We start from the raw sequence: 469 nt of genomic DNA on the forward strand, positions 1-469 counted from the left end.
CACCGGGCCAGGCCGGCACGGGGACCGGCGCCAGCAGCGCCGCCTCGATCGCGTCGTCCAGCGGCAGGATCGACAACGATGCCCCGTGCATGTCGAGCGCGGTCATCAGCGGCGCCGGCCCGAGCAGCAGCCGCACCCGCCGGCCGAGATCGGTGGTCAGCACCGCCTGGGTCAGGACCTGCATCTCCAGGGCGGTGGCCGAGCCGAGGTTGTTCACCAGGAGCGCCAGCGGCCCGGTCGCGGAGAAGCGCTCGGTCATCAGCCGGGCCAGCTCGGCGGCGCCGGGCAGCGCGATGCGCTCGACCCCCGGCTCGCCATGGATTCCGAGACCGAGTTCCGCCTGCCCCTCCGCCAGGCGCTCGCTCCGGGGCGAACCCGGGATGGTCGCGGTCGAGACCGCGATCCCCAGGGATTGCACCGAATCCGCCACCCGGCGGGCGAGCGCCGCGACGGCCTCCAGCGACGCGCC

1 protein-coding gene is annotated in these 469 nt (G+C 75.3%); it reads right to left on the reverse strand.

The genetic code is table 11. The annotated features are described in order from the left end of the window. A partial coding sequence (locus FV228_RS32540; protein WP_147858038.1) for a dihydroxyacetone kinase subunit DhaK occupies window positions 1–469 on the reverse strand: 469 nt, incomplete at both ends.

Source organism: Methylobacterium sp. WL18, assembly GCF_008040015.1.
GTDB lineage: Bacteria > Pseudomonadota > Alphaproteobacteria > Rhizobiales > Beijerinckiaceae > Methylobacterium > Methylobacterium mesophilicum.